The organism is Novosphingobium hassiacum (genome assembly GCF_014196055.1).
Taxonomy (GTDB): Bacteria; Pseudomonadota; Alphaproteobacteria; order Sphingomonadales; family Sphingomonadaceae; genus Novosphingobium; species Novosphingobium hassiacum.
The window spans coordinates 1-2,680 of record NZ_JACICY010000047.1 but is presented as its reverse complement, the minus strand read 5'-3'; the positions used below and the strand labels follow the sequence as shown (position 1 = coordinate 2,680).

Sequence of the window (2,680 nt, the reverse complement as noted above, 5' to 3'; positions counted from 1 at the left end):
CAACCGCATGGCTGTTTATCGCCTCGATCCAGCTCTTCACCCGCCGCATCGCAAGGTCATGAATTTACGAAGGATAATTTCGAATCAGGCTCTGACACAACGGAAAAAGCTTTCGAATTCAGCATCACTCACTCCCCTTACCAAGGCTTAAATCAACAAGCCATGTTGGCATCCTACGTCCAATAGGGAAATACGTATTTGGCGAAACGCGCAAAAATCACAAATAATATTTCGGTTGATTTCATTTATTTGCACGATAACGATCTATCTACGCTCATTTTCTGCCCCCTCCGGATACGCAAGCTGCGCTCATATTGCCGCCACAGCTCGCACGCCGCATAAGGCACCCGTCTATGACCCGGCCTAACGTTAGGCGGCCTCTCTTTCGGCTCGACGCGCAATGCAAGAAAATTTGGCCGTGGGTGGCTTCTGCCTTGTGCGCGAGCGTGATTTGCGCTCCATCAGCACCTCATGCCCAATCCCGCTCCGCGACTGACCCTGCAACTGGAACGGCAGAAATCATCGTAACAGGCCGGCGGCCCCGCACCATTGCCGAAAAGGACGTAGCCGAGAGCATTCCACCTGACGTAATCAAAATTTATGCGACCGACAGCATCGGTGAGCTGCTAGGCCGCCTTTCGGCACGCTTTGGCCCCAACGTCTCAATCATAGTCAACGGGCGGCGGCTCGCATCCAACGATGCGATCGAGGCATTACCCCCGGAGGCTCTGGAGCAAATTCAGCTTCTGAATCCCACCAAAGCGCGCGAGTTCGGATTTTCCCCGGCCCAAACCGTGATCAATCTTGAATTACGGCCAAAATTCCAATTTTTTGCGGCGGAAGGTTCTGGGTCAATGGCGACGGACGGCGCTGGCGAGGCGGAAACTTCAACGCTGCGCTATAGCCGAATCCGGAACGATCAGCGCCTGACGGCCGCACTGACCCTTTTGCATCAAGGAGGCATTCGCCAACGAGATCGCTTTGCATCTACTGCCTCCCAAAACGACCGCAGCCTGATCCCCTCCCAGGACGCGATCACATTTACCAGCGGATATGGGCGCCCGCTTGGCAAACTTAATTTCGATTTCAGTGCTGACGCCGGCCTGTCTCGGTCCGAAACGCTGACAGGGGTAGTCGCTGACGTTTCCGGCACCAGCGACTATCATGCCTCTCATCAAGAGAATGACATCCGGTTCCTGCGGGCTAGCACCACGCTGGGAGGCCAGATAGGCAACTATTTTCTGTCACTACAGGTCAATGGTGAGCGGAGTTGGAACACCATCCGGAATCTTGCCGGGAACGAGGTTACTTCCCCCGGCCTCAATTCTATGTCGTCGAGTTTTTCTGGTACGTTGACGGCCAGCGGGACTCTCTTTCAGGCGCCCGCAGGTCCAGTCACCATCGACGGGTCGTTAGGTGCGACCACCTCCGACACAACAGTTCGACAGGGAAATGCCGCCGGCCAACAGAATAGCCCTCGCTATTCCAGCCTGTCGGGGCAGGCGGGCATCACTTTGCCAATCACGAGAAAAGGCCAAGGGATGCTCGGATCGATCGGCGACCTCAGCATCGGTGGGAGACTCGACTATTCGCAGGCCAGCGCCTTTGGCCGGAGTATCGCCGTCACTTCAACCCTCGATTGGACGGTCTTTGAAGGTCTGCGGATAGCGCTTAGCCGGGCATCCAGCCCCGGCTTGCCGGGCGCCAGCGCGGTTCTCGCGCCGATTGTGATGCGGCCAGGCACTTTGGTTTACGATGCAAGTCGTGATGCCGTGGTGCCCGTCACGATCATCACGGGCGGCCGAGACACTCTCTCCCGGAGTGCATCTTCCGCAACCAATATTTCGGCGGAATTCCACAAGAGCACGCCGATTGCCAGCATGACGGCTTCGTTCAACTACATGACCTCCGAAACGACGAACCCTCTCATCTCGATCAGCAACCCATCTCCCTTGGCTCAGCGGATTTTTCCCGACCTCTTCATTCGTGATGCAAGTGGTGCGCTGGTGGAGTTCGATGCCCGCCCCTTCAACGCGCTGCGTCAAACCAATCGGGAAATTGCGCTATCCCTCCGGCTGAGCGGTCGCCTTGGAAGCAAGTCGGTCGATGCGCCATCCGATGAAACGAAAGTCCGAACCGCTGCCAATGAGGGCGCTGGGCCTGTGTGGGATTTCGGCGTGACATACTCCTATGTGCTTCAACGCCGACTGGTGCTTGGCAACGACCAAGGCTCGGTTGATGTTCTCGCCAACCCGCTCGCCTTGACCGGAACCCCTCGCGGGCGCCTCAATTTGCAATGGGCCTTGGGTTGGAAGAAATTTGGTGCCAACGGAAACGTTTCCTGGGAGAGCGGCGCCAGGGTGCGGGCGATTGATGATCTGGCCGGCGCGCCCGTACGCTATTCACCTCTTACCAAGGTCGGTCTGGAAATCTTCGCGGAGCTGGCCAGGTCATCAGCGCTGGACAATCCTGCAAGCCTTCGCGTCAAAGTTGGCGTCGATAATATATTCAACAAGCGCCTGCGGGTCACTGGAATCCCAGGATATGACAACGCCGTGCAACGTATATTATCCGACCCATATGGAAGTTAGCGTCCGCGCTCGTGGTGTAATTTCCGGTGTAGGCGATGGTGTATTCCGGGGTGGGGCATGCCCCACCCCGGAATGCGGCGTCGCTGGTG

At 57.0% G+C, this 2,680-nt stretch carries 2 protein-coding genes; both read left to right on the top strand.

What is annotated here, in order from left to right:
- Positions 1 to 186: hypothetical protein (locus GGQ88_RS21155; protein WP_221214818.1), on the top strand; the 186-nt coding region annotated here is incomplete at its 5' end.
- A gap of 167 nt (positions 187 to 353) precedes the next feature.
- Positions 354 to 2,591, top strand: coding sequence for a TonB-dependent receptor (locus GGQ88_RS20990; RefSeq protein ID WP_183615349.1), 2,238 nt, complete (start codon positions 354 to 356; stop codon positions 2,589 to 2,591).
- The last annotated feature ends 89 nt before the right edge of the window (positions 2,592 to 2,680 follow it).